The sequence below is a fragment of the Bradyrhizobium sp. SPXBL-02 genome, from assembly GCF_051853065.1.
Classification (GTDB): domain Bacteria; phylum Pseudomonadota; class Alphaproteobacteria; order Rhizobiales; family Xanthobacteraceae; genus Bradyrhizobium.
Window position 1 is genome coordinate 7,548,207 of sequence record NZ_CP182474.1, and the last position, 23,993, is coordinate 7,572,199.

At 64.5% G+C, this 23,993-nt stretch carries 25 protein-coding genes; 13 read left to right on the forward strand and 12 right to left on the reverse strand.

The features are described 5' to 3' along the window. The first annotated feature begins 205 nt into the window (after window positions 1-205). Window positions 206-3,616, forward strand: a complete 3,411-nt coding sequence (locus ACNJYD_RS35070) for an AAA family ATPase (RefSeq protein ID WP_439364697.1) — start codon at window positions 206-208, stop codon at window positions 3,614-3,616. Between the two features lie 160 nt (window positions 3,617-3,776). Here the strand turns inward: ACNJYD_RS35070 and ACNJYD_RS35075 are convergent, their stop codons facing one another. Continuing rightward, entirely contained in the window at window positions 3,777-4,472 is a 696-nt protein-coding gene (locus tag ACNJYD_RS35075) for an alpha/beta fold hydrolase (RefSeq protein ID WP_439364698.1), read from the reverse strand. A gap of 111 nt (window positions 4,473-4,583) precedes the next feature. On the opposite strand from ACNJYD_RS35075, the gene ACNJYD_RS35080 reads away from it, so the two are divergent. Next, on the forward strand, window positions 4,584-5,507 hold the full coding sequence (locus tag ACNJYD_RS35080) for a LysR family transcriptional regulator (RefSeq protein ID WP_439364699.1): 924 nt from the start codon (window positions 4,584-4,586) through the stop codon (window positions 5,505-5,507). A gap of 53 nt (window positions 5,508-5,560) precedes the next feature. On the opposite strand, the gene ACNJYD_RS35085 is transcribed toward ACNJYD_RS35080, so the two are convergent. From ACNJYD_RS35085 to ACNJYD_RS35095, 3 genes are read right to left on the reverse strand one after another with little or no spacing between them, the layout of a single operon-like run. Beyond that, window positions 5,561-6,262, reverse strand: coding sequence for an aquaporin (locus ACNJYD_RS35085; RefSeq protein WP_439367550.1), 702 nt, complete (start codon window positions 6,260-6,262; stop codon window positions 5,561-5,563). A 1-nt stretch (window position 6,263) separates the two neighbouring features. Then, on the reverse strand, window positions 6,264-6,752 hold the full coding sequence (locus ACNJYD_RS35090; protein ID WP_210268372.1) for a DUF3237 domain-containing protein: 489 nt from the start codon (window positions 6,750-6,752) through the stop codon (window positions 6,264-6,266). 42 nt (window positions 6,753-6,794) lie between these two features. Further along, window positions 6,795-7,229 carry an ester cyclase gene (locus tag ACNJYD_RS35095; protein WP_172787123.1) on the reverse strand — a complete coding sequence of 145 codons (435 nt, stop codon included), beginning with the start codon at window positions 7,227-7,229 and terminating at the stop codon, window positions 6,795-6,797. Between the two features lie 114 nt (window positions 7,230-7,343). Here ACNJYD_RS35095 and ACNJYD_RS35100 point away from each other — a divergent pair, with 114 nt between their 5' ends. The 4 genes from ACNJYD_RS35100 to ACNJYD_RS35115 all read left to right on the forward strand — a co-directional run bounded on the left by ACNJYD_RS35100 (window position 7,344) and on the right by ACNJYD_RS35115 (window position 10,234). Beyond that, the gene (locus ACNJYD_RS35100) at window positions 7,344-7,955 is read left to right on the forward strand and encodes a TetR/AcrR family transcriptional regulator (RefSeq protein WP_439364700.1); all 612 of its coding nucleotides are present in this window, start codon (window positions 7,344-7,346) and stop codon (window positions 7,953-7,955) included. Window positions 7,956-8,091: 136 nt separating this feature from the next. After that, on the forward strand, window positions 8,092-8,823 hold the full coding sequence (locus tag ACNJYD_RS35105) for a haloacid dehalogenase type II (RefSeq protein ID WP_439364701.1): 732 nt from the start codon (window positions 8,092-8,094) through the stop codon (window positions 8,821-8,823). Window positions 8,824-8,860: 37 nt separating this feature from the next. Next, on the forward strand, window positions 8,861-9,343 hold the full coding sequence (locus ACNJYD_RS35110) for a YbaK/EbsC family protein (protein WP_172787120.1): 483 nt from the start codon (window positions 8,861-8,863) through the stop codon (window positions 9,341-9,343). A gap of 45 nt (window positions 9,344-9,388) precedes the next feature. After that, window positions 9,389-10,234: an adenylate/guanylate cyclase domain-containing protein gene (locus ACNJYD_RS35115; RefSeq protein ID WP_172787182.1), complete on the forward strand. Its 846-nt coding sequence runs from the start codon at window positions 9,389-9,391 to the stop codon at window positions 10,232-10,234. A gap of 53 nt (window positions 10,235-10,287) precedes the next feature. On the opposite strand, the gene ACNJYD_RS35120 is transcribed toward ACNJYD_RS35115, so the two are convergent. Beyond that, on the reverse strand, window positions 10,288-10,644 hold the full coding sequence (locus ACNJYD_RS35120; protein ID WP_172787119.1) for a hypothetical protein: 357 nt from the start codon (window positions 10,642-10,644) through the stop codon (window positions 10,288-10,290). A gap of 96 nt (window positions 10,645-10,740) precedes the next feature. Then, a complete protein-coding gene (locus ACNJYD_RS35125; RefSeq protein WP_439364702.1) occupies window positions 10,741-11,727 on the reverse strand; it encodes a tripartite tricarboxylate transporter substrate binding protein in 987 nt (328 codons plus the stop codon). Between the two features lie 145 nt (window positions 11,728-11,872). Between ACNJYD_RS35125 and ACNJYD_RS35130 the strand changes: the two genes are divergently transcribed. After that, the gene (locus tag ACNJYD_RS35130; RefSeq protein ID WP_439364703.1) at window positions 11,873-12,130 is read left to right on the forward strand and encodes a hypothetical protein; all 258 of its coding nucleotides are present in this window, start codon (window positions 11,873-11,875) and stop codon (window positions 12,128-12,130) included. A 152-nt stretch (window positions 12,131-12,282) separates the two neighbouring features. On the opposite strand, the gene ACNJYD_RS35135 is transcribed toward ACNJYD_RS35130, so the two are convergent. Beyond that, entirely contained in the window at window positions 12,283-13,218 is a 936-nt protein-coding gene (locus tag ACNJYD_RS35135) for a LysR family transcriptional regulator (RefSeq protein ID WP_212259303.1), read from the reverse strand. 118 nt (window positions 13,219-13,336) lie between these two features. Between ACNJYD_RS35135 and ACNJYD_RS35140 the strand changes: the two genes are divergently transcribed. The 3 genes from ACNJYD_RS35140 to wrbA all read left to right on the forward strand — a co-directional run bounded on the left by ACNJYD_RS35140 (window position 13,337) and on the right by wrbA (window position 15,576). After that, a complete protein-coding gene (locus tag ACNJYD_RS35140) occupies window positions 13,337-14,089 on the forward strand; it encodes an SDR family NAD(P)-dependent oxidoreductase (RefSeq protein WP_212259302.1) in 753 nt (250 codons plus the stop codon). Window positions 14,090-14,126: 37 nt separating this feature from the next. After that, entirely contained in the window at window positions 14,127-14,825 is a 699-nt protein-coding gene (locus ACNJYD_RS35145; RefSeq protein ID WP_439364704.1) for a pirin family protein, read from the forward strand. A gap of 151 nt (window positions 14,826-14,976) precedes the next feature. Further along, window positions 14,977-15,576 (forward strand): NAD(P)H:quinone oxidoreductase, encoded by a 600-nt coding sequence (wrbA, locus tag ACNJYD_RS35150; RefSeq protein WP_212259300.1) that lies wholly within the window; start codon window positions 14,977-14,979, stop codon window positions 15,574-15,576. Window positions 15,577-15,612: 36 nt separating this feature from the next. Here wrbA and ACNJYD_RS35155 read toward each other — a convergent pair whose 3' ends face one another. After that, complete coding sequence (locus ACNJYD_RS35155; protein WP_439364705.1) at window positions 15,613-16,089, reverse strand: Lrp/AsnC family transcriptional regulator; 477 nt, start codon at window positions 16,087-16,089, stop codon at window positions 15,613-15,615. A gap of 122 nt (window positions 16,090-16,211) precedes the next feature. Here ACNJYD_RS35155 and ACNJYD_RS35160 point away from each other — a divergent pair, with 122 nt between their 5' ends. Beyond that, a complete protein-coding gene (locus tag ACNJYD_RS35160) occupies window positions 16,212-16,751 on the forward strand; it encodes an RBBP9/YdeN family alpha/beta hydrolase (protein ID WP_212259298.1) in 540 nt (179 codons plus the stop codon). 21 nt (window positions 16,752-16,772) lie between these two features. Here the strand turns inward: ACNJYD_RS35160 and ACNJYD_RS35165 are convergent, their stop codons facing one another. Genes ACNJYD_RS35165 through ACNJYD_RS35175 form a run of 3 tightly spaced genes read right to left on the reverse strand, consistent with a single transcriptional unit; the run spans window position 16,773 to window position 20,353 of the window. After that, entirely contained in the window at window positions 16,773-17,918 is a 1,146-nt protein-coding gene (locus tag ACNJYD_RS35165) for a GNAT family N-acetyltransferase (protein WP_212259297.1), read from the reverse strand. Beyond that, complete coding sequence (locus tag ACNJYD_RS35170) at window positions 17,915-19,267, reverse strand: O-antigen ligase family protein (RefSeq protein ID WP_439364706.1); 1,353 nt, start codon at window positions 19,265-19,267, stop codon at window positions 17,915-17,917. The genes ACNJYD_RS35165 and ACNJYD_RS35170 overlap by 4 nt, the downstream gene beginning before the upstream one ends. Before the next feature lie 3 nt (window positions 19,268-19,270). Then, the gene (locus tag ACNJYD_RS35175) at window positions 19,271-20,353 is read right to left on the reverse strand and encodes a glycosyltransferase (protein ID WP_212259295.1); all 1,083 of its coding nucleotides are present in this window, start codon (window positions 20,351-20,353) and stop codon (window positions 19,271-19,273) included. A 251-nt stretch (window positions 20,354-20,604) separates the two neighbouring features. Between ACNJYD_RS35175 and ACNJYD_RS35180 the strand changes: the two genes are divergently transcribed. Then, entirely contained in the window at window positions 20,605-21,591 is a 987-nt protein-coding gene (locus ACNJYD_RS35180) for a glycosyltransferase (RefSeq protein ID WP_212259294.1), read from the forward strand. Between the two features lie 11 nt (window positions 21,592-21,602). Here the strand turns inward: ACNJYD_RS35180 and ACNJYD_RS35185 are convergent, their stop codons facing one another. Next, window positions 21,603-22,631 carry a glycosyltransferase family 2 protein gene (locus tag ACNJYD_RS35185; protein WP_439364707.1) on the reverse strand — a complete coding sequence of 343 codons (1,029 nt, stop codon included), beginning with the start codon at window positions 22,629-22,631 and terminating at the stop codon, window positions 21,603-21,605. Between the two features lie 321 nt (window positions 22,632-22,952). Between ACNJYD_RS35185 and ACNJYD_RS35190 the strand changes: the two genes are divergently transcribed. Beyond that, window positions 22,953-23,747: a class I SAM-dependent methyltransferase gene (locus tag ACNJYD_RS35190; RefSeq protein WP_439364708.1), complete on the forward strand. Its 795-nt coding sequence runs from the start codon at window positions 22,953-22,955 to the stop codon at window positions 23,745-23,747. Window positions 23,748-23,993: the final 246 nt, after the last annotated feature.

Genomic DNA, 23,993 nt, shown 5'->3' on the forward strand with positions numbered 1-23,993 from the left:
GATCGTCTGTGGATCTCGTCGGTTTTGCTCCCATAGGGCCGGACCGGACCTGGAGAGCGTTGCACCGCGCGGTTATCTATTCGAGTGCCTGCTCCCAGGAATTGCCGTTTTCCCGCAGTCGTTCGTGACGTTTTATCGCGCTTCGCTCAGACCGTTTTGCGGTAGGCTGAAGTACCTGGTGCTGAGACAGAGCCGGGAGGCCCCCATGGACGTCATGGCTTGGCTGTGCAGTCTGGGGCTGGGACAGTATGAACAGGCGTTCCGGGAGAACGACATCGATGCCGAGGTCCTCATGGACCTCACGGCTGAGGATTTGATCGGGATCGGCGTCGTCTCGATCGGTCATCGCCGCAAGCTGCTCGCCGCCATTGCCGCTCTGCGCGACGGCTCAATTTCGGCGAGGACTCCCGCCAACGCCGCGAGCGCTGATATCTCCTGGAAGGCCTCGCTTGCATCCGAGGCCGAGCGCCGCCAACTCACCGTGATGTTTGTCGACCTTGTCGACTCGACCGCGCTCGCGGCCCGGCTCGACCCGGAGGAAATGGCCGAAGTCCTGCGGACCTATCAGAACGCGGTGGCCGGCGCGATCGGAAGGTTCGAAGGGCATGTCGCGAAGTACATGGGCGACGGTGTCCTAGCCTATTTTGGCTATCCGCGCGCCCACGAAGATGAGGCCGAACGCGCGGTGCGGGCCGGCCTCGCCGCGGTCGCGGCGGTCCATAGTCTGGCATCGGCGCATGGTGAGACGCTGGCGGTCCGCATCGGCATCGCGACCGGCCCGGTCGTTGTCGGTGAGCTGATCGGCGAAGGCGCGGCGCGCGAGGAGACGGTGGTCGGCGACACGCCGAACCTTGCCGCGCGCCTGCAAACCCTGGCCGAGCCCGACACCGTGGTGATCTCCACACGGACCCGAGAGCTCATTGGCGGCCTGTTCGAGCTCGCCGAGCTCGGCCTGCAGATCTTAAAGGGATTTCCCGATCCCCTGCGCGCGTGGCGTGTGGTCGGCGAAGGCGCCGCCGAGAGCCGGTTCGAGGCGTTGCACGGCGCAGGCCTGACGCCGCTGGTCGGTCGCGACCACGAGATCGGCCTCCTGCTCGAGCACTGGGAGCGCGCCAAAGAGGGTGAGGGCCAGGTGGTCCTGCTCGGGGGCGAGCCTGGCATCGGCAAGTCACGCCTCGTGCGGACGCTGCGCGGGCGACTGGAACATGAGCCGCATACGCCTCTGAGTCGCTACTGCTCACCGCACCATCAGACCAGCCCACTCTATCCGGTGATCGGGCTTTTGGAGCGGGCAGCGGGCTTTGCTGCGGACGATCCCGCTGCAACCCGGCTCGACAAACTCGAGGCGCTGCTTGCGCTATCGACCGAGCACGTCATCGCGGTGGCTTCGCTGCTCGCGGCGTTGCTATCGCTGGAGACAGATGCGCGCTACCCGCCGCTCGACATGAGCCCGCATCGGCAGAAGGAGCGGACGCTCGAAGTTCTGGTCGATCAGGTGCTCGGTCTCGCAACGCGCCGGCCCGTGCTGGCGCTGTACGAGGACGTGCACTGGGCAGATCCAACCTCCCTTGAGCTGCTCGATCTTCTGACCGACAGGGTGCAGCGCGCCCCGGTGCTGGTCCTCATCACCTTCCGGCCCGAGTTCGTGCCGCGCTGGACGCGCTATGCCCACGTCACCTCGCTGACCCTCAAGTGGTTGAGCCGCCGGCAGGGCGCAGCAATGGTCGCGCGGCTGAGCGGTGGTAAGGCTCTGCCGCCTGCGGTGCTCGATCAGATCGTCGCCAAGACGGACGGCGTGCCGCTGTTCGTCGAGGAGCTGACGCGGACCGTGCTGGAGACCAACCTGCTCCGCGATGAGGGCGACCATTACGCGCTCGCCGGGCCGCTGCCGCCCATGGCCATCCCAACCACGCTCCAGGAGTCGCTGTTGGCCCGGCTCGACCGGCTGGCCCCCGCTCGTGAGGTGGCCCAGGTCGCGGCTGCGATTGGCCGGGAATTCTCTCATGAACTGCTCGCGAGGACGACGGCGCTTCCGGAGAGCGACCTGCAGGCGGGGTTGGATGACCTCGTCGGTTCAGGCCTCGTGTTCCGGCGCGGCACGCCGCCTCAAGCGACCTACAGCTTCAAGCATGCACTCGTGCGGGACGCCGCCTATGCGACCCTGGTGCGGGCGAAGCGGCAGCGCTTGCACGCCCGGATCGCCGTCGCGCTCGAGCAACATTTTCCGGAGACAGTGCAGACGCAGCCCGAGCTTCTGGCCCATCACTACACGGAGGCAGGATTGGCCGAACCGGCGATCGACTATTGGCTGAAGGCGGGACAAGCAGAGATCGCGCGGTCGGCCACAGCAGAGGCGATCACGCAATTGACCAAAGGGCTCGACTTGATTCCTGCTCTCCCCGACGACGCCCCACGATGGAGGCGGGAGCTCGAGCTGCAGATCGCGCTCGGCGTCGCCTTGATGGCGGCAAAGGGCTGGGCCGCACCGGAGGTCGGCCGGACCAACGCACGAGCCCGAGACCTGTGCGAGCGCCTCGGCGAGACGTCGCGGCTCTTTCCCGTTCTCTATGGGAAGTGGGTTTTTCACGTCGTACGGGCGGAGCTCGAGGCCGGTCGAACTGCAGGCGAGGACTTGCTCCGCCGCGCCCAGGCACAGAACGATGCTGCCGCCGAAACCATCGGCAATCGCATCGTCGGAACCGCTGAATTGCTTCGCGGCGAGTTGACAGCTGCGCGCGCCCATTTGGAGCGGACGCTCGCCCTCTACGATCCGACCGCTCACGGGTCGCTTGCCTTCCTGTTCGCGCAGGATCCCAGTGTGGCGGGACTTTCCGTTCTATCCTGGGCACTGTTTGCCCTCGGCTATCCTGAGCAGGCTCAGGCGAGGAGCCGAGAGGCACTGAGCGGCGCGAAGGAGTTGTCCCACCGCAACACCCTCGGCTATGCCCTACTGTACGGCTGCATCCTGTCGCAGCTTTGCCAGAATCACGACGAGGCCGGCGATCGGGCGAATGCGCTGATCGCACTGGCAGCCGAGCAGGATTCCCCACACTTCCTCGGAGCCGGTATCATCATTCGCGGTTGGACGCTGGCCGAGGCTGGAGATCTTCGGGCCGGTCTCGCGCAGATCCGAGACGGGCTTTCGATGTGGCAGGCCACCGGAGCAGGCTTCCTCGTGCCCTATTTCCGAAGTCTGTTTGCCGAGGTCCACGGCCGGTCCGGTGCAGTGAACGAGGGCCTGGATGTTATTAGCGAGGCGCTGCACCGCGTGGAAGAAACCGGCGAGCGATGGTTCGAGGCCGAGCTGCACCGGATGATGGGCGAGCTGATGCTACGGCTGCCGAACGCCGATGCGAGCGCCGCGCAAGCTCGGTTAAGCCACGCCGCGGCAATTGCGCGCCAGCAGGGCGCCAAGCTCTGGGAGTTGCGCGCAGCAACACGCCTCGCAGGATTGTGGAGAGAACAGGATCGGTATGCCGAGGCACGAGACCTGCTCGCACCACTCCATAGCCAGTTCACGGAGGGTTTTGCGACACCGGACCTACAGGCGGCCAGGGTAGTACTTCGAGAGATCACCGTCCGCTCCGAGACGACGACGGATTCCAAATACCCATAGAGATGCGCCTGACCGATCCGACCTCGACCTCGTGTGTTGAGCAGTGGCGCGCTGCCGTTCATGCGCACGCCTCCAAGCGGAGTTCTTGTGACCACAACGGCCTGGCCGCCGGGGCGAAGCCGCCCCATGGCGGCTTCGTCCATGCCAACACCTGGTTCGATCAGCCTTTTTGAACGGCGGCTGCCGCCTTGCGGATGACGTCGATGACGAGGTCGGGTTGGGACAGCATGGTGACATGGCTGCTGTCGGTCTCGATCGTGGTGGCGTTGATGCGCTTGGCCAGAAAGCGCTGAAGATCGGGATGCACGGTCTGGTCCTTGCGGGCGAGGATGTACCAGCTCGGCTTCGTCTTCCAGGCGACCTCATCGAGATCTTGCTGCTCGAGCAGGTCGGCGGCGGGCGGGTAGTGGGTCGCCCACACTAGCTTCTGCTCCTGCTCGGGAAGATCTCCAGCAAAGTACTTGACACCTTCCGGCTTGATCCAGACGCGTCCGCCTGCGACCTCGATCTGGGAGAATATCTCCGTGGGGTATTTGTTGAGCTCGCTCTGTACGGTCTCGTGAACATCCGGAACGACGGCGGCGATGTAAACCAGGCCGGCGACGCGCTCGTCGGTCCCCGCGCCCGTGATGGTGGCGCCTCCGTACGAGTGACCGACGAGGATTGCGGGACTGTTGACCCGCCCCAGCGTGCGCTTCACGGTCGCGACGTCATCTGCATAGCTATTGAGCCCGTACTGGACGGCGATCACTTGGTGACCGTCGGCCTGCAGGGTGGGGATGACCTTGCTGAAGCATGAGCCGTCGGCCCAGAGGCCGTGACAGAACACGATGCTGGGCTTGGAGGTTGTCGACATTTTCTTCCTTGTCCCTTGGTGGTTGGAAACTGCGCGAAGCTAAATCCTCCTTCTGTTGATGACTAAGACCTTGTAGGCTCGGAGCTATGCCTTGGAGATATACGAGGGCAAATGGAACTTCGGCACTTGCGCTACTTCGTTGCCGTTGCGGAGGAAGGCAGCTTGTTGACCGCTGCCCAGCGGCGGCTGAACACCTCACAACCGTCCTTGAGCCGGCAGATTCGCGATCTGGAAAACGAAGTTGGCGTACAATTATTCGAGCGCCAGGCGCGCGGCGTGACGCTGACGGCCGCAGGAAAAGTGTTTCTCGATCACGCACGGCTGGCGCTGTTGCAGGTCGAGGCGGCGATGGATGGCGCTCGGCGGACGGCCGAGCCGCAAAGACCCGTGCTGTCGATGGGCTTCCTGGTCGGATTGGAGGTGACTTGGCTGCCTCATCTATTGCGCATGCTCCGCGAGGAAGCACCCGAGGTCGAAGTCACGCTGTGTACTCTATCTTCCCCAGAAATCGCCCTCGCATTGATGCGGGGAAAGTTGGACGTCGGTTTCCTACGGCCTGAAAAGGAGAGTGTTGGTCTGGTCTTCAAGACGCTGGCGAAGGAGCCCCTGATCGCCGTGCTGCCGGCTGATCACCGTTTGGCATCGCGCAAGAAGATTCGGCCGCAGGATCTCGCTCGGGAAGTGTACGTCAGCTCGGCAAGAACCTCTCCGGTGCTCCAAGCCGTCATTCAAGACTACGCAACAAGGGCGGGAATCACGCTCAAGGCAAAGTACGAAGGCGAAAACATATCTTCGGCCATGTCGCTCGTCGCGTCCACGGGCGGAGTTAGCCTGGTTCCCCTCTATGCGCAGAATATGCTGGCACCCAACGTTGTCGCCAGAGCGCTCGACGGGGGAACGCCAACGGTCGATTTAGCCTTGGGATACAACCAGGCAAATTCCTCACCGTTGCTTCATCGGCTGTTGTCTCGGGCAGATGAATTGATCGCAAACGTTCAGAACCAGAGCATCATCCGCTATGTCGAGGTTCAATAATTTGGGATGCGGAAAGTCCGATGAAGTCGACTAGGCGGTGTTCGCTTCAAAACTCAAACACCAGCTCGTGCCGGCAACAACCAGCGAAACACAACGATCGCGGCACCCGCGCCGATGACCTCTGCCGCGATGAAGCCGATGACATCCTGGGGCCTTATGCCTGCGAATGAGTCGGTAAAAGCGCGTGCGATGGTCACCGCTGGATTGGCAAAGTCGGTCGCTGTGAACCAGAAGGCACCGCCGATGTAAGCGGCGACAACGCCAGCAACTGATGCCGGACGAAGCCGTGAGCAAACCCACACCGCTCCGAGCAGTCCGAATGTCGAGACGAACTCGCTCAACAAATTGGAAAAGCCGCTTCGGTCGTTGACCGAGAAGGAAAAGACCGGCGCTGCAAACATTGCATTCGCCACACCCACTCCCAACAAGGCGCCGACGAGTTGAACGGGAACGTATGAAATTCCCGTTCGAAGCGGCAAATCGCCTCTGATGACGAGCGCGGCGGTCACCAGGGGATTAAAATGAGCCCCGGACACAGGACCCAACCATTCAATCAGCGCATATAGCACCGCCGCCGTCGCAAGTGCATTGGCAATGAGCGCGACAGCCGTGTTGCCGCTGGCCAGCCGGGCCCCGAGAATGCCGGAGCCCACCACGGCCATCAGCAGAAAGCAGGTCCCGAGTCCCTCCGCCGCGAGTCGTTGCGACAAATTGAAGTCGGGAGAAGGGGATTCCGAGCCCTCGCTTGCTGTCACGTCAGACAACCTGAAAGATCTTGTAGGCCACCGCGCCCTCGACGAGATATCCGGTTCCGACGCACACGATGTCGTTCATCCAGGCGTAGGCGGAAGAGCCTGTCTCGAACAACGGCTGCGTTCGGAAATAGTAGCGTGAGGGATCGACCGTGTAGCGCTTGGCCGGATCGGCCATGTCGGCCTTCAGTTCGGGCGGGGTGATCCAGCGTCCGCCATAGGTCATGTAGATCAGTTCGTTGTCGTCAGTACGCAAGGTCAGACGCACGTCGAGAGCCATCTCTCCGTGGGGCCGGAAGAGGGCCCAGTCGCCGCCGCCAGCAAGAACTTCGCCGCGCACGCGCTCTCCGGCGAACGATCCCCCCGCGGCGCCGAATAGAACCCGCCGGCCGACGGGCGTCTCGCCAAAGGAAAGACGTGGATCGAGATCAACGACGATGTCGAACAGCGGCACCGTTTTGATATCGGCAACAGGTTTTATGCGCGGATCCATCGTGCCATTCTCCATTGCGTAAACGTGTGATGCCCCAGACGACTAGAGAACTTCGCCAAAGAGCTTCCGACGGACCTGATCGGTCGAGACCCCTGACTGCGCGCACAGGGCCGAGAGATCGAAGAAGAAGTATTCGCTTGCAATGAGGTCATTGCGGAAGGTGAAGCGGATAAAGACCGGAAGTTCGGCGCGCTTTCCGTTGGGAGTGACCCCAAAGCGGTCTCCCGTCATGGTCATTCGCACCTCTCCCCAGCAAACCAGCGTCTCGGCGTCGTTGGCGTGGCCGGACAGCACGACGTTGTAATCCGGGAAAGACTTGAAAAACCGCGCCAGCGCCGCCTCGTTTTCCGCAAGTCCCTTTGCGCGGGTGCCGAACGCGGGTCCTTCGAGCACCATGTCCCTGTCGAGAAAGGCAAGTGCAGAGGCGACGTCTTGCCTGCTCTTGGCAACAGCCAGACCCTGCGCCAGCTCGAACATCCGGTCTCCATTCACGGCAACCTCCTCGGTCTGACATACCAGGACCATCCCACATACTATGAGTATGTGATATTCAATTTGCATGTTTCATGTCAAGCGGTATGTAAATGGCCCATGAACAAGGCTGCTACTGACCAACGAACGCGGCGTGAGGAATATGCGGAAGCCACCCGGCAAGCGCTGCTTGGTGCGGGGCGGGAAATATTCGCCCGTGAGGGTTATCAGGCCGCGGGCATCGAGGCGATTTCAAGGGCTGCGAGAGTGACGCGCGGTGCGTTCTATCACCACTTCGAGGATAAGAAGGCTCTGTTCGACGCCGTCGTCGTTTCGCTGCAATCGGATGCCGCTGCACGCGTGCAGGAGCTCTCCAAGCGGAAGTCGAAAATATGGGAGCGGCTCTACACCGGCATCGATGCGTATCTGGATGTTTCGATCGAGCCTGATTACGCGCGAATTGTGGTTCAAGAAGCGCCGGTCGTTCTCGGCCATGCCCGCTTCGCAGAGATCGAAGAGCAGTACCCAATGGCGCTTTTGAAGGCGACGCTGAGGGCGCTCAAGCGCGAAGGTGAGCTGGTCTTCGATGAGATAGATCTGCTTGGACACATGCTTGACGCGGTCATTTGCGAGCTGTCGATCAAGCTTCCAACGGCGTCCGACCCCAAGAAAACCCGCATTCACGGTCGCAAGATCATAGAGGGGTTGCTGGACGCGTTTCGCCGTAAATAGCGGGCTGCGAGCACTTGGGTCCAGGGGCCGCCGGTCACGGTTGCAGTGGCAGACGTCCGTTGTTCCTTGGTACTGGGGATGAGGTACCCTGCCGATCAAAGTTGCTCGTGACCACAACGGCCCGGAAGGACAGCCAATGAGCATCAAAGCCGTCGTCTTCGACGCCTATGGCACGCTCTACGACATCCAGTCGGTCGCTGACGTGACCGAGGATGCGTTTCCCGGCTATGGCGAGATCATCACGCAGGTCTGGCGCATCAAGCAGCTCGAATACACCTGGCTGCGCTCGCTGATGCAGCGCTACCAGGATTTTGACGCGGTCACGCGCGACTCGCTCGCCTATACGCTGCGCGTGCTCGGGCTGGCCTACGAGAACGAGACGTTCGAGCGCGTGATCGAGAAGTATCTGCATCTCGATCTCTATCCGGATGCGGCGGAAACGCTCGCGGCCCTGAGACCGCGCAAGCTCGCCATCCTCTCCAACGGCAGCCCGGACATGCTCGATGCGCTGGTGCGCAATTCCGGGCTCGATGCCCTGCTCGATGCCACCATCAGCGTGGACGCGAAGAAAATCTTCAAGCCGAGCCCACAGGCCTATGAGCTGGTCGGCGAGGTGCTCGGCACCGCGCCTGATGAGGTTCTGTTCGTCTCCTCAAATCCCTGGGACGCCGCCGGGGCGAAATCGTTCGGATTGAAGGTCGCCTGGATCGAGCGGGTGACGCCGGAAGCCATGGCGCTGGCTTGCGTGGAGACCGAACTCGTGGCACCGCTCACCATGTTCAGGGCGATCCGGACCCAGATGGATGAGCTCGGCTTCGCACCGGATCATCGTGTCCGCGCCCTCTCCGAGCTGCCGAGAATCGCTTAAGAGACACCGCCTGCAAGATTGGAATGAGCTGCCCGGAATGAGCCTGCAATCCGTTCGCGCCTTCTTCGCCGAGAAAGCCCCCGATATTTCCGTCATCGAATCCCCGATCAGCTCCGCGACCGTGGCGCTGGCGGCCGAGGCCTATGGTGTCGAGCCCGGAATGATCGCCAAGACGCTGAGCTTGCGCGTCGGCGAGCGCGTGATCCTGATCGTCGCGAGCGGCACCTCGCGCATGGACAACAAGAAGGTGAAGGCGCAGTTCGGCGGCAAGCCGAAGATGCTGGGCCTGGAGGAAGTCGCCGAGATCACCGGGCACGAGGTCGGCGGCGTCTGCCCGTTCGGGCTGAAGTCGCCGCTGCCGGTCTATTGCGACGTCTCGCTGAAGGCGTTCGATGTCGTGGTGCCGGCGGCGGGCTCGACCCACAGTGCGGTGCGCATCACCCCCGATCGCATGGCCGAGCTGACCGCCGCCGAATGGGTGGACGTCTGCGAGGTCAGGCCGCAGGACGGCGCCGGATAACGATGCCTGGTTGCATTGCCGGTCAGGCGGGCTAGCATGGCGGCGATGACCGACGACAAGGTGAAACGACGACTGACCACCGTGCTGTGCGCTGACGTGTACGGCTATTCTCGTCTCATGGAAGCGGACGAGACCGGAACGCTGGAGACGCTCCGCCGCTACCGCGCGGCCATCGCGCGCCTGGTCGAGCGCCATGACGGCCGGATCGTGAACACCTGGGGCGATGCCGTGATCGCCGAGTTCGCCAGCGTCGTCGAGGCCGTGCAATGCGCGGTCGAGATTCAGCAGGAGATCTCCAGCCAGGCGTCGGATGCGTCCCAGGCCAACCCCATGCGGTTTCGCATCGGCATCAACCTCGGGGACGTGATGGTGGACGGCTCCGACATCTATGGCGACGGGGTCAATATCGCATCGCGCCTGCAGGAGCTCGCCGAGCCCGGCGGCGTCGTGATCTCGAGCTCCGTCTACGATCAGGTGCACAACAAACTAGCCGTTGGTTTCGACTGCCTCGGCCAGCGCCCGATGAAGAACATTGCTCCGCTGACCAGTTACCGGCTGACCCTGGGTGGCCAAGTGAGCGGTCAAGTGGGAGGTCAAGCCGCCGGGCCAGGGAGCTTCCCGTTCGAGGAGCGTGCAACGCCCTCAGAGCGAGCGCGGGCTCCGCGGATGGACGACAGGCGCGTGCCGTCGAATGTCGTCTCGGATTGGCTCGCAAGGCTGCCCCGCCCGGTTGCAGCGGCTCTCACGGTGTCGGCCTTCCTGATCCTGATCAATCTGTTCACCAGCAACAGGATCTGGTTTCACTGGCCGGTCGCAGCCATTCTGTTCGGTGTCGTCTTGCGGATGGTGCTCGGACCGCGTCCTCAATCGGGCAGCAGGCCGGAGCGCTGAACGAGGCGGCACGATCGCATGCCGGCGCGCATCTCTCATGCGCTCCTCAGAGCCTAATCGTCATATTCGTAATAAGGACGCGGTTGCCCGTACGGAGGTGGCGGCGGCGCATTGTTAAAGCGCGGCGGCGGCGCGGCACGATTGCGCGGGACCGGCTGCTGCGGTTGAGCCTGGTTGTTCGACTGGAACACGGCACGGCAGCCGCTGGAGAGCTGCGGGGTGTTCTGTTGCAGACACGCCACGATACGGTTCACATCGGGAATCTGATCGCTGCACAGCCGCCACACATCGGGCGTGCAAGCCATCTGCTGTTCCATCGTGCCGCGGTATTCCTGCGCGGACGCAGCGCTCTGCGCCACGATGCCGCCGACCGCAAGCGCCACACCCAGCGCAATCCGCTCTGCTCGCATGTCCAGATCCTTCCCAAGTCTTTCGAATTATCTTCAATCAATGAGACACGGGCTTGTTCTGGACCAACAACAAAATGTGAAAAGCGCGGCTGGAACCTACTCCACCTTGCCGATCCTCCTCACCGCCGCGATCAGACGCGCGCTGTCGGCGGCGATGAACTGCGCGAAGGCCGGCGCGTCCTGATAGGCGACGAGGCTGCCCGAGGTCTCGAACGCCTTGAGCACATCAGGACTCGTCATCACCTGCGCCATCGCCTCACGCAGGCGGGTCGCGATCGGCGCAGGAAGAGAACTCTGTGCGAAGAGCCCGGCCCAGATGTAAAACTCGACGTCCTTGTAGCCGAGCTCCTGGAAGGTCGGCACGTCCGGGAAGCTCGCGATGCGCTGCGCGCCGCAATTGCCGAGCACGCGCAGCCTGCCGTCGTCGACCTGCGGTTTCAGCGTGCCCGGTGCGGCGGCGATCGCCTGCACGGTGCCGCCGAGGATCGCGGTCAGCGCAGGGCCCGCGCCGCGGAACGGCACGTGCAGCAGCTTGATGCCCGCGCTGCTCGCGAACATCTCCATCGCGACATGCAGCGTGCCGTACGGCCCGGACGAGCCATAGGCGATCTGGCCCGGCCGCGTCTTCGCATCCTCGACGAAATCCTGCGCGGTCTTCCACGGCGCCGAGGCCGGCACCGCGAGCAGCGTCGGATCGGCGAGCACGCGCGCGATCGGCAGGAACTGCGAGACCTCGTACGCGACGGGCCGGTCGAACAGCCGGTCGGCCTCGGGGAGCACCGCGAGCGAGGACAGCGTCATCAGCAGTGTGTAACCGTCGGGCTCGGCACGCGCGGCCGCGGCATTGCCGACCGATCCGCCGCCGCCTCCCGCCCGGTTGTCGACGATCACGGGCTTGCCGAGGATCCGCTCCAGGGCCTGTGCCACGGGACGCGCCGCGAGGTCGGCCTGTCCGCCGGCCGGGAACGGCACGATCATGGTGATGTTGCGCGCCGGATAGGCTTGCGCGAACGCGCTCTCCGGTAGGGCTGCCCGCACCAACGGCAATGCCGCAGCGGCGCGCAAGAGATCGCGGCGATCCATGGTGGGCCTCCCCTGATTTTCTTTGTTCACGGGCCAGCCTAACGTGGCGACGGCCAAGAACAAGACGTTTACCAGGCGTTAGCCATGTCCAGGGTGGCCAGGAACGCGTGCCTGCAGCCATTGTTGGCCTTCCAGGGAGTGAGTGATGCACAATCTTGGAACCATCGACGTCGCCTTGGACGAGATGCTGGTGAATCTCGCAGCGATCGTGTTGCGGCTTTCGACGCCCGAATTGACGCGAACGCCGGAAGCGCGGCGCGCGCTGGCGCAATCCGTCCATCAATACGGGGTGTGCGCGGCGCGATCGAGCGACCCACGCGTTCACGAATTGAAGGCGCAATTGGAGGGGACGCTGAAGCCGAGCCTGCGCGTTGTCGCGAGTGATGGCGTGAAGGTGTCGTAGCCACACCCCGTCATTGCGAGGAGCTCTTGCGACGAAGCAATCCAGACTGTCGCCGCGGAAAGATTCTGGATTGCTTCGCGGAGCCTGTCATCGGGCCGCGCTTTACGCGGACCCGGTGGCTCGCAATGACAGGGGCGCTGAAGCCGTTCGCGCTACGCCCCCTTCACCTTCCCGCGCGGCCGCCGCTTGCACGTGCCGGGCAGCTTCGCTGCGAGGAAATCAGCGAGCGCTTCGACGCGTGCGGGGCGGGGGCCGCCGGGCGGGGTCACGAGGTGCACGGCGCCTTCGGCCTGCTTCCAGTCCTTCAGGATCACTTCGACCTCGCCTGACAAGATCGCTTCACCGACGATGAATTCCGGCAGCTCGGCGATGCCGAGGCCCGCGACCAGCGCCGGCATCACGGCTTCGCCGTTGTTGACGCGAAGCTGGCCGCCCGGGCGCACGCTGGCCTGCTCGCCGGCCGAATTGGTGTAGTGCCAGACGTTGGGCGTGGAGAGATAGGCGTAAGCGAAGCATTTGTGCTCGGCGAGATGCATCGGGTGCGTCGGCCGGCCGTGTTGCTTGAGGTAGGACGGCGCGGCGACGGTGTAGCGCGGCATGGTGAAGAGCCGCCGCGCGATCAGCGACGAGTCGGGCAGCCGCGCAATCCGCACCGCCATGTCGAAACCTTCGCCGATCAGATCCACGGTCGCATCGCTCAAATGCAGGTCGACGGAGACTTCCGGATAGGCCTGAAAGAACTCGGGCAGCAGCGGCGCCACCGCCTTGATGCCAAACGTCATGGGGACGGCGAGCCGCACCAGGCCGCGCGGCGCCACCGACTGCGCCAGCGCCTCGTTCTCGGCGGCCTCGCCGTCGGCCAAGAGGCGCGTCGCACGCTCGGCCAGCTTGTGGCCGGCATCAGTCAGCGCGAGCCGGCGCGAGGTGCGGTTGAACAGGCGGGCGCCCAGCCGCTCCTCGAGCCGCGTGACCGCCTTGGACACCGTGGCCTTGGACATCCCAAGCTCGCTCGCGGCCCCGGCAAAGGACCGCAGCTCCACGACTTTTGCGAAGATCGCGAGTGCTTCGAAGTCCGGGAGTTTTGCCATGGCGGGCGGTCCTGAGGGGGCATTTAAGGAAACAATGGGTTTCAACAGTTTCTATTTCTATACCACAGGCGAGAGCTTATCCAAGAGCCATCAGACATTCCGAACATGGAGAAATCCAATGACCAAGAAGCTCTCAGGCAAGGTTGCCCTCGTCACCGGCGGTTCGCGCGGCATCGGCGCGGCCTCGGCCCGCGCACTCGCCGATCAAGGCGCTGATGTCGCCATCAGCTACGTCGCCTCGCCCGACAAGGCGGAGGCCGTCGTCGCCGAGCTGAAGGCGAAGGGCGTCAAGGCGCGTGCGTTCAAGGCCGACCAGGCTTCGGCGAAGGACGTGACACAGCTCGTCAACGACGTCGCAAAGGAATTCGGCCATCTCGACATCCTCGTCAACAATGCCGGCGTCGCAGCCGGCGGCGCAACCGACGATGCCAAGGCCGACACCGAAGCGCTGGCTCGGCAGGACCAGGTCAACGTTCACGGCGTGATCGCGGCGATCCGCGCCGCCTCGCAGTTGATGGGTGAAGGCGGCCGCATCGTCACCGTCGGCTCGATGCTGGCCGACCGCGCCACATTCCCGGGCCTTGCGGACTACGTCGCCACCAAGGCGGCCGTGGTCGGCTACACCAAGGGCGCGGCACGCGACCTCGGTCCGCGCGGCATCACCGTCAACGTGGTGCAGCCCGGCTCGATCAACACCGACATGAATCCGGACGACGACCGCGACTTCGCGGAAGCGCAGCGCAAGCAGCACGCGCTGCAGCGCTTCGGCCGCCCCGAGGAAGTCGCCGCCGGAATCGTGTTCCTCGCAAGCCCGGAAGCCTCCTTCGTCACCGGCACCGTGCTCAACGTCGACGGCGGGTTCGGCGCCTGATCAAGGCGCCGCTCGTCCAACCCAGGGAATTACGAAGATGATCGAACTCAGACCTTTCGCAAAACTCGGCGGCGCCGATCACGGCTGGCTGAAGGCAAAGCATCATTTCTCCTTCGCTGGCCACTACGACCCGAACAACATGGGCCACGGCGCGTTGCGGGTGTGGAACGACGACGAGATTGCGCCGAACACCGGCTTTCCCGCCCATCCCCATGCCAACATGGAGATCATCACCTATGTGCGCGAGGGCGCGATCACCCATCAGGACAGCCTCGGCAACCAGGGCCGCACCGAAGCGGGCGACGTGCAGGTGATGAGCGCCGGCAGCGGCATCCGCCACTCCGAGTACAATCTCGAGCCGACCAGGACGCGGATCTTCCAGATCTGGATCGAGCCGACCGAGCGCGGCGGGCAGCCGACCTGGGGCTCAAAACCGTTTCCGAAGGCGGACCGCTCCGGCAAGCTCGTCACCATCGCGAGCGGCTTCGAGGATGACACGGATGCGCTCCCGATCCGCGCCGATGCGCGGGTGCTCGCCACCACGCTGAAGGCGGGCGAGAGCGCGGAGTATGAGCCGCAGGCGTCGCGGCATCTCTATCTGGTGCCGGCGGCCGGCGCCGTCGAGATCAATGGCGTGCGCGTCAATGCCCGCGACGGCGCTGCGATCCGCGACGAAGCCAAGCTGAAGATCACGGCGCTGGAAGATTCCGAGCTCGTGCTCGTCGACGCCGCGTAAACCGCATCCACATGAACTCGTCGTGCCCGGCCTTGAGCCGGGCATCCATCGCCCTTCGCAAGGAGCTGTTCAAAGAACGATGGGTTGCCGGGTCAAGCCCGGCAACGACACCGAACCGAGCGACTCATTTCTTCCCCCAACGGAGACCACCATGACTAAAGTTCTCGTCCTCTATTATTCCGCCTATGGCCACATCGAGGCGATGGCCAATGCCGTCGCCGAAGGCGCGCGCGAGGCCGGCGCGACCGTCGACATCAAGCGGGTGCCCGAGCTGGTGCCGGCCGAGGTCGCCAAAGCCTCCTATTACAAGCTCGACCAGGCAGCCCCCGTTGCGAAGATCGAGGACCTCGCCAATTACGATGCGATCGTCGTCGGCACCGGCACTCGCTTCGGCCGCATGGCCTCGCAGATGGCGAACTTCCTCGACCAGGCCGGCGGCCTCTGGGCCAAGGGCGCACTGCACGGCAAGGTCGGCGGCGCCTTCACGTCGAGCGCGACTCAGCACGGCGGCCAGGAGACCACACTGTTCTCGATCATCACCAACTTGCTGCATTTCGGCATGGTCGTGGTCGGCATGAACTACGGCTTTGCCGGCCAGATGAAGCTCGACGAGGTTACGGGCGGCGCGCCCTACGGCGCCACCACGATCACCGGCGGCGACGGCAGCCGCCAGCCCAGCGCCAACGAGCTCGCCGGCGCGCGCTATCAGGGCCGCCAGATCGCGGAGACCGCCAAAAAGCTGCATGGCTGATGCGGCCCGAGCGGCATTCCCTCGAGGAATGCCGCCTCAGCTCCGCTCGATCTTCCTCCTGACGAGGTCCTTGCCGATCGGCCGCGCGGGTTCGCTCCGTAGCACCAGCGACGTCGTCACGGCGCCAAAGCCGGCAATGCGATCCACGATGGTCTCGAGATCCTCCGGCGCCGGAACGAGCACCTTGAGCACGAAACAGTCATCGCCCGTGACGCGATGGACTTCGACGATGTGAGGGATTTCGCTGAACCGCTTGAGGCAGGTCTTGATGTGCTCGTGCGAGGTGCGCAGGCGCACCAGCGCCATCAGGCCGAGCCCGAGGGCGCGCGGGTTGATGCGGGCGCCGTAGCCCTCGATGATGCCGGCTTCCTCGAGCCGCTTGACGCGTTCGGACACGGCCGGCTGGGACAGCCCGACGGAACGGCCGAGCTCGGACAACGGCAGGCGGGCATTGGCCTGCAGCGCCTCGAGGATCTTCAAATCCTTGGCATCGATGCTCCCGAAGCGATCCAACTCAATTCTCCGTTCCACCTTGAGATCATCGGCAGATGGTCGATTTCGCCGATGAGTTGCCATGTGATGCAGGACCGCGATCGGTCACACTGCGGCGTCACCTCAGATAGCACGGGACGTACATGCACGACATCATCACCTTGCCTGGGCTCGGCGGCTCCGGAGATAATCACTGGCAGACGCTATGGGAGCGCGCCGATGCGCGCTTCACGCGCTTCCGGCCGGCGAGCTGGGACCAGCCGGAGCTCGACGACTGGGAGCAGGCCCTGGCGCGCGCGGTCGCGCGCTGCGCCAGGCCGCCCGTCCTGGTCGCACACAGCCTCGCCTGCCTATTGGTGGCGCACTGGGCCGCGCGCTTCCCTTCCGCGATTGCGGGCGCCTTGCTGGTCGCCGTGCCCGATCCGGATGGCGGCCATTTTCCCGCGGAAGCTGTGGCGTTCAAGCCGGTCCCCCGCCGCGCGTTGCGCTTTCCCGCGCTGATCATCGCGAGCACGAATGATCCATATGGAGCGCTCGAGGTGACGCGGCGGCGGGCGCAGGACTGGCAGTCCGGCCTGATCGTGCCGGGCGCGCTCGGCCACATCAATGCCGCGAGCGGGCTCGGCGACTGGCCGCAAGGACGCGCGTTGCTGGATGCCTTCCGCGCGGGCCTTCCGAGGTGATGGCGAAACAGACGGCGCCCGTCAGCGTGCGCCCTTGCCCATCGCCCGCGCAGCGAAGGCAGCGAGCCTGGGGTGACGGCGCAGGCCCTGCGCGGCGTGATCGCGCCAGGCATAGGGCAGACCGCGCCAGGACAGCGCGACGCTGACGTCGGTCAGCGGCACCCTCTCGGCAAGGAAACGGCGCTTGTAGGCTTGATTGCCGATGCTGAGGTCGAAACGGCGCACGCCCTGTGCATGCAGTGCGGCCATGGTGCGCTCGGTGACGAGCAGGCCCGGCGAGCAGTTCGACCATGGATCGCCGGCATGGCTGATGCGCAGCAGGAAATAGGTCGCGCCATGCTTGACGCCGAGCGCGGTGGCGACGACGCCTTCGTCGCACACCAGCGCCGAGACCATGGCATAACCGTCCGCCACGCCGCGGCGGACGACCTCGCGATAGAATCGCGCATGGGTCTCGTCGTTGAGAACGAACGGCGAGCCGAGCTTTCGCATGCGCGCCTGCTGCTGGACATCCATCACGTCCAAGAGCTCGTGCGCACGCGCGACATCGGCGGCGATCTCGAACCGCGCGCCGGCATGACGGCTGAAGACCCGCCAGCAGCGCCGCATCTGCAGGCGCTTGATCGAGGCCTGATAGTGGTCATAGGCGTCGTCCATCGACACGAGATTGCCGTTGAGCGAGGAGGATCCGATCCGGCCGAGCGCGACCAGCGGGTTCGGCTTACCGCCGATTTGGGCCGGCATCTTCTTCAGGCGCAGCAGATCGAGACGGTCGGGCAGCGCGCGCAACGCGCCGATCAGCGCCGTGTTGATCGCGTCCGCCTTTCCCGCGTCCAACGTGGCATCGAGCGTCAGGATCGGTGCGTTGTTGTCGGAGATGCCGAGGTCCGCGAACTCGACGATACGGATGCCGCGCCTGACATGGCTGATCATCGGCACGACCGCGATGTCCTTGCCGGTGGCATCATCGGAAATCAATGCGATCAGCGGAGCGACGTCGTGAAACGCCGCGTACCAGGCGCCGAGCCAGTCGACATGCTGAAACGCGGTGCGGTGCCCCGCGCTCAGGCGCAAGGCCGCGTGCCGCCAATCCCGCAGGACGTCGACGGCGACGGACGACGCGTGGGACGCAAAGTCATCGGGCTGATCGAGGCTGAGGAAGGTCATCCGCGGGGCTCGATCTGCTCGACGCATTGGAACCTGGCCAGGAAATGCAGGCCGGCCACCGACAGCGCGAACATGAACCAGATCGGATTCTGCCGTTCGAGCAGGAAAGTCTCGGTGGCGCCGTAATACAGGCCGAACAACCAGACCGTCAGGAACAGCTTGGCCAGTGCGCCACTGCGGCTGTGAGCCTGCGCCGTCTGGAAATTGCCGAGCGGGGCCAGCACGAAGATGAGAATCACGAGCAGCAGCCCCGGCAAGCCGATGGTGACCGCGAGATCGAGATAGCTGTTGTGGCTGTGCGCCGCCGACGTCGCCCATTCGGCGCCCTGGGCGGTGGCCCGCGCACTGACGTCGTCCCAGAACGCCGCATAGCCGTGGCCAATGATCGGCTTCTCGGCGACGGCCGCGATCGCGAAGTCCCAGATCGCGGAGCGTCCGGTGAAGGTGGGATCGAGCGGAAGCAGCCGCGTCATCGACGCGAGCACAGGGCTGAGGACACTGCCGACGGTCAACAGGTTCATCGCAACCAGCGGCACGAAGCAGATGATCCGCTTCAGCCAGAGGCCTGGGGTGACATAGACCAGTGATGCGAGCGCGTAGATCGCAAGGCACAGCACCGACGACGTCTTGCCGCCGGTGAAGATCAGGAAGGTGCCGGCCAGCACGGCGATCACGGGCCCGATCACGAACGAGCCGACGGCGGATAGGTAGAAGCCGACATAGACCAGGATCGTCATCACGGCCGAGGCGATGTTCTTGTGGCCGAAGCTGCCGCGCCAGTCGCCGGCGAGCTGCGGCTCGGTGACGTCGAGCGCCGTGTGGATCGCATATTGCGGGGCGAGGAAGACGCCGAGATAGCACAGCGTGAGCAGCACGAGTGCGGCGGCACCGAGGCAAAAACTGAAGCTGCGCTGCGTCGCCGGCAGCAACGGCAACACGATGGCGAGCGACGTCACGCTGACCGCGAGCACGAATCGCTGCATCGAGACGCCGCGGCTCTCGGAAAAGGCGATATTGATCGCGAGCCAGCCCAGCAGGCAAAGATGCAACGGTGTCACCAGGCTCTTCAGCGCGGGCGCATCCGTGGCTGCGACACACAGCATTGCCACCGCCGCCAGGAGGCCCCAGGCGACATAGGTCAGCGCCATTCGTCCGCCGACGATGATGGTGACGTCGGGATTGCGCAGGTCCGGGAACGGATCGAGCGTCACCAGCACCAGCAGCAGCGCCCCGACCGCGACGAGGCAGCGCGCCAGCGGCACGGCATCGAAACCTGCAAGGCGATCGCGCAGGATATGGCCGAACGATTGGGCCTCGACGTCGGTCATGTCGGCGGCGCTGCGGTCCATGGTTCAAGACATTTCGTGACGCAGGTCGAGCTTCCGGTCTTCGCCAACCGACCTTGCGGAGGTCTGCGACGACGCGGGTTGCCGCATGATGCTCAGCGCGATCTGGTAATATTGCAGCGCCCGTTGCTCCAGCGTGAGATTGTCCAGGATGTAGCCGCGGGGATCGAACGCGCCTGCGTTGCACCCGGCCCAGAACTTGTCCCAGCCGGCCTCGAAGCCCGCGACGTCGGTGAACTTGACGCCGCAGCGTTCGTCCCAATAGGGCACCGAGGACACCGGCGCGAACTGCACGCGGTGCGGATAATAATCGGGGTCGCGCCACGGTCCGCCCGGATCCCAGGCAAACACCGGAACGCCGCAGGACAAGGCCTGTTGATAAGCAATGCCCTGGCTCTCGCTCTGGCACAGGAAGATCATCGCGCGCGAATGCCCGAGCGCGTCCTGATAATCCGTTTCCTTATAGCTGCCGTAGCGCAGCTCCGTGAACGAGCGGCCTTCCTTGACGAGCCGGGCGCGAACGGGCTCGATCATCTCCGGCGCGTAGCGCTCGCGGTCCCAGTGCACCTTGTCGTAGATCAGGACATCGACGGTCTTTTGCGCTCGAGCCGACGGCGCCCAGAGATTCGTGTCGATGCCGACAGGCCAGGCCTCGGTCTCGGGCCAATATGGCCGGTACATGTCGACGTACCAGGGACCGGGCACCACGACCTTCTTCACCGGCAGACGCTTGAACAAGTCGGGGTCGTCGAGCGGATGATTGTGGGCGGCAACGCCGAGCAGGATCGGGTTCTTCCACGCGAACTTGTCGAGCAGGAAGGTGCGACCGACGATGCAGGCGAGCTCGTCGGGATGTTGTGCGATATAACCGTAGTCGTTGACGCGGTAGCGAATGCCGAGCCGGTCGAGCCCCGCACAGAGATTGAGGAACACGCGCAGCTGGCCGCTCATGCGCGGCTCGCCGAGCAGCAACCGGCGGGCCATGCGCCGCAGATGCCGGTCGCCGGGAAACCAGCGGTCGTCCTTGTCCTCATAGAAGAGGTTCAGGATCATCGCATCGGGGTCGTGTTCGAACGTGTTTGCGGGCACTGGATTCCATCCGCGGCAGTCCGATGCGCATTCTCGCACGGGGCCGTCTGCCGCACTCTTTGAAATTTGCCACAGGCTTAATGCCAGCGACTTAACGTTATTCTACGAAACCGGCGAGACGCGGGCCTTCTCGGCAACGGGTTCGAGCGCAATGCGGGTATCATCCGAGGCCGCCGGACTTGGCGATCGTCAGCGTTTCTCGGCGCGGCACACGGGTCCTGGTTAACAGATCATTAAAGGCGAGCCGTAGCGTGATCACCGCCGAAGAGGTTCTCGAACTGCCAGCCGCCTCACGCGCGACAGTCCCGGCGCGCTTGCCGCTTCAGGTCGGCTCGACCACATCGGTATCGGTCGTCATTCCCGCCAAGAACGCTGCGGCCTATGTCGGCGAAACCCTCGCCAGCGCACTGGCGCAACGCGAGGTGACCGAGGTGATCGTCGTCGACGACGGCTCGGCCGACCAAACCGTTGCGATCGTGCGCGGCGTGCGTGACCCGCGGCTGCGCTTGATCCGCAACGATTCCGCCGGCGTATCGGCCGCGCGCAATCTCGGCGCGCGACAGGCAAGTGGCGAGTGGCTGCTCTTTCTCGATGCCGACGATCGCCTGCGCCTTGGTGCGGTGGCGGCGCTGCTCGCTGCGGCGCGCGGCGCGCCGCGCGCCGTTCTCGTCTATGGCGACTACAACACGATCGACAGCGAGGGTCGCCAGATCGGTCGGCGCGGCCTCTTGAAGGGGCGCCGGAAGCCGTCCGGTGACGTGCTGACGCGGCTCGCCGCCGGCAATTTCATTGTCAATGGCGGCATCGCGCTCGCACGCGCCGAAGCTTTCCGTGCCATCGGCGGCTTCGATACGTCCCTTAGATATTGCGAGGACTGGCATTGCTGGTGCCGCCTCGCTGCGATCGGCGAGTTCGAATTCGCGCCGGAGCTGCTGCTCGATTATCGTCTTCACACGGCCAACACCATGAACGCCGCAGTCCGGACGCCGAAGGACTTCTTCCCAGCCATTGCGCGGGTGTTCGATGACGGGTTGATCCTGGCGCGACTGCCCGGGCGGATGACGGCCGGGCTGCGTCTCGCCGCCGAGATTCATCTCGTCACCTACTCGGCGATGCAGGCGGTCCGCTTCGGCAGGTATCGCCAGGCGTTCGCTTATCTCGCGATGATCGGCCGGCGGTCGCTCAGATCGCTGCCACGCTCGGCCATCCGGGTCGCCCTCGCCCGCTTCGGCATCTAGTCCCCGCCGCGTCAAGACGCGATCTTCGAAGCCTCGTAAGGCTTCGGCTCGAGGCCGAGGGCCGCCAGGGCGGCGCCAAACGCAACCATCACCGGATGCATCGCGACGACGGCTTTCGACGACGTCGACAAGGCGGCAGCCCGAAGCAGCGACAGCGGCAACCGTCCAAGCATCTGCGCGAACACCCGCACCCGCCCCGATGCGCTTCGCGCGGCCTTGTACTGCACACGATAATTGATCGCACCGATGCGCAGGCCGCGTTTTGCGATCCAGCCGAGGCTGGTGCGGTTGTGCGGCACGGTCTCGGTGATGACGGCCTCCGCCGTCCAGTGGAACAGCATGCCGGCGTCACGGCACCGCACGAAGAAATCGCAATCACCGCCGCCGAGAAAATTGAAGCGCAGGTCGAACGCGGGACGGTCGAACCGTTCGAATGCGGCACGCGTGATCAGGCAATTGCCGCAGCCGTAGATCAGCGGCACCGCACCGCTGTACTCGTAGGCTGGACAGAAGGCGGGATGACGCGACAGCCAGGGCTTGCTGTCGTCGTCGAACACAGGCAGCACCGGCCCGCCGACCACATCGGCGCCGGTCGCCTCCGCGGTGCGCACCATCAGCTCGAGCCAGTCGCTTGATGCGATCTCGTCGTCGTCGATCATCAGGAAACGGGTTGCAGCGGGAAACAGCTCCTGCGCGGTCTCGAAGGCAGCATTGATCGCCTGGCAATTGCCCTGCCGCTTCTCGATGAGGCAAACGCCCTGGAGCCTCCCGGCGGCCAGGAACTCCGCGGCAACCGGCGTGCTTTCGCGCCGCATCGCGTCGTTCTCGACCATGACGACGGCAAAGGAACGCGGGGTGCGCTGGTTCGCCAGCGATTCCAGCGTCAGGCGCAGGTGTTGCGGACGACGGAAGCAGGGAACGCAGACGACGATGCCGACCGACAGGTCGATGACGCGAGAGCTCGCCACGATCTCCCGGTTGGGATCGCCCACGGCATCCGAGATGCGCGCCACAGACAGGTCTGTCGGGATCAATGTCATGAGGTCTAGATGTCCGAGATGTATTGAAAAAGCCCTGCTTCGATACGCGTCCCACGACGGCACATCGCCGCGGGACAGATGCGTCCCATAATGGACGACTGCCGCGCGGCACATGACCACCAAGTTCGCCGCGCGTCATGCTGCAATTGGCGGTCCACGCGCCGACAACGCTCCAACATGAACAATGCTGTAGTTAATGCGCATGCGCATTAACCGGGCCGTAAGCACTGCGACCGGTGAGACGATGCGGCATCGGATTTGCTCTTCGGGCAGGCGCGTTTTTTCCTGTAAATTTGAATAGAACAAGCGCGGTCAGAATCCATGAACAAGCCAGCCACGATCGATTTCGCGACAACCACGGCGATCCCCGCGGCCGTGCCCTATGCCGAGGCGCTTCATGATCTCGTCCCCGGAGAAGCCCGCGACAGCCTGCTCGCCGTCCATGACGTGCTGTGCCGCGAGCTGCCGCGGGGCCGGCTCGCGATCTATGAAGCAGGCGGCGGCTCGTGCAGCGTTCTGCCGCCGGACCTGCTCAGCCGCAGCAAGGTCACGGTGGTCGACATCGACGAGGACCAGGTCGGCAACAACACCTACGCCGACGAGGCGATCCTCGGCGACGTCCAGACCTACCGCTTCGCCCGCGAGAGCTTCGATCTCGTGATCTGCTACAACGTGATCGAGCATCTGCCTGATGTCGACGCCGCGCTCCTGAATTTCCGTGACGCGCTCAGGCGCGGCGGGATGATCCTGATCGGCGCACCCAATCCGCGCTCGCTCTCGGGAGTGGTCACCAAATACTCGCCGCACTGGTTCCACGTCTGGTTCTACCGGCACATCCGCGGCATCAAGGACGCCGGCCTGCCCGGCGAGCCGCCATTCCCGACCTTCTTCCATCCGCTGGTGACGCTGCCCCGGCTCCAGGCATTCGCGGCCGCCAACGGCCTCGAGATGATCTACCGCCGTGAGGTCGAGAGCCCGCGCTATCCCGAGATGCGCCGGCGCAAGCCGCTGGTTGCGGCCATGGTCGACGCCGGCGCCGCTGTGCTGAACGCAGTGCTGCCGCGCGGCACCGACGTCCGCCGCGGCGACTATCACGTCATCCTGCGGAAGAGCTGAGCATCATGACCCGCGCGCGGCCCATGGCAGAACAGGCGGAGCCTCGCGGCGATGCCGTGCGCGGTAACGAACCGTTAATCTTGAGGGAGCGCCTGCACGCCCGGCGTCACGAGGACGCATCGTGGAGTGGGGAGCGCTTAAACGCTTTGTTTGCCATTTCGGTGAATAGTCCCTCAATGAGTATGGTTAATTTTCCCTGTTGCGTTGATTGGCCACCTATATCCCGGGTGCGTGGCGTAAAGCGAA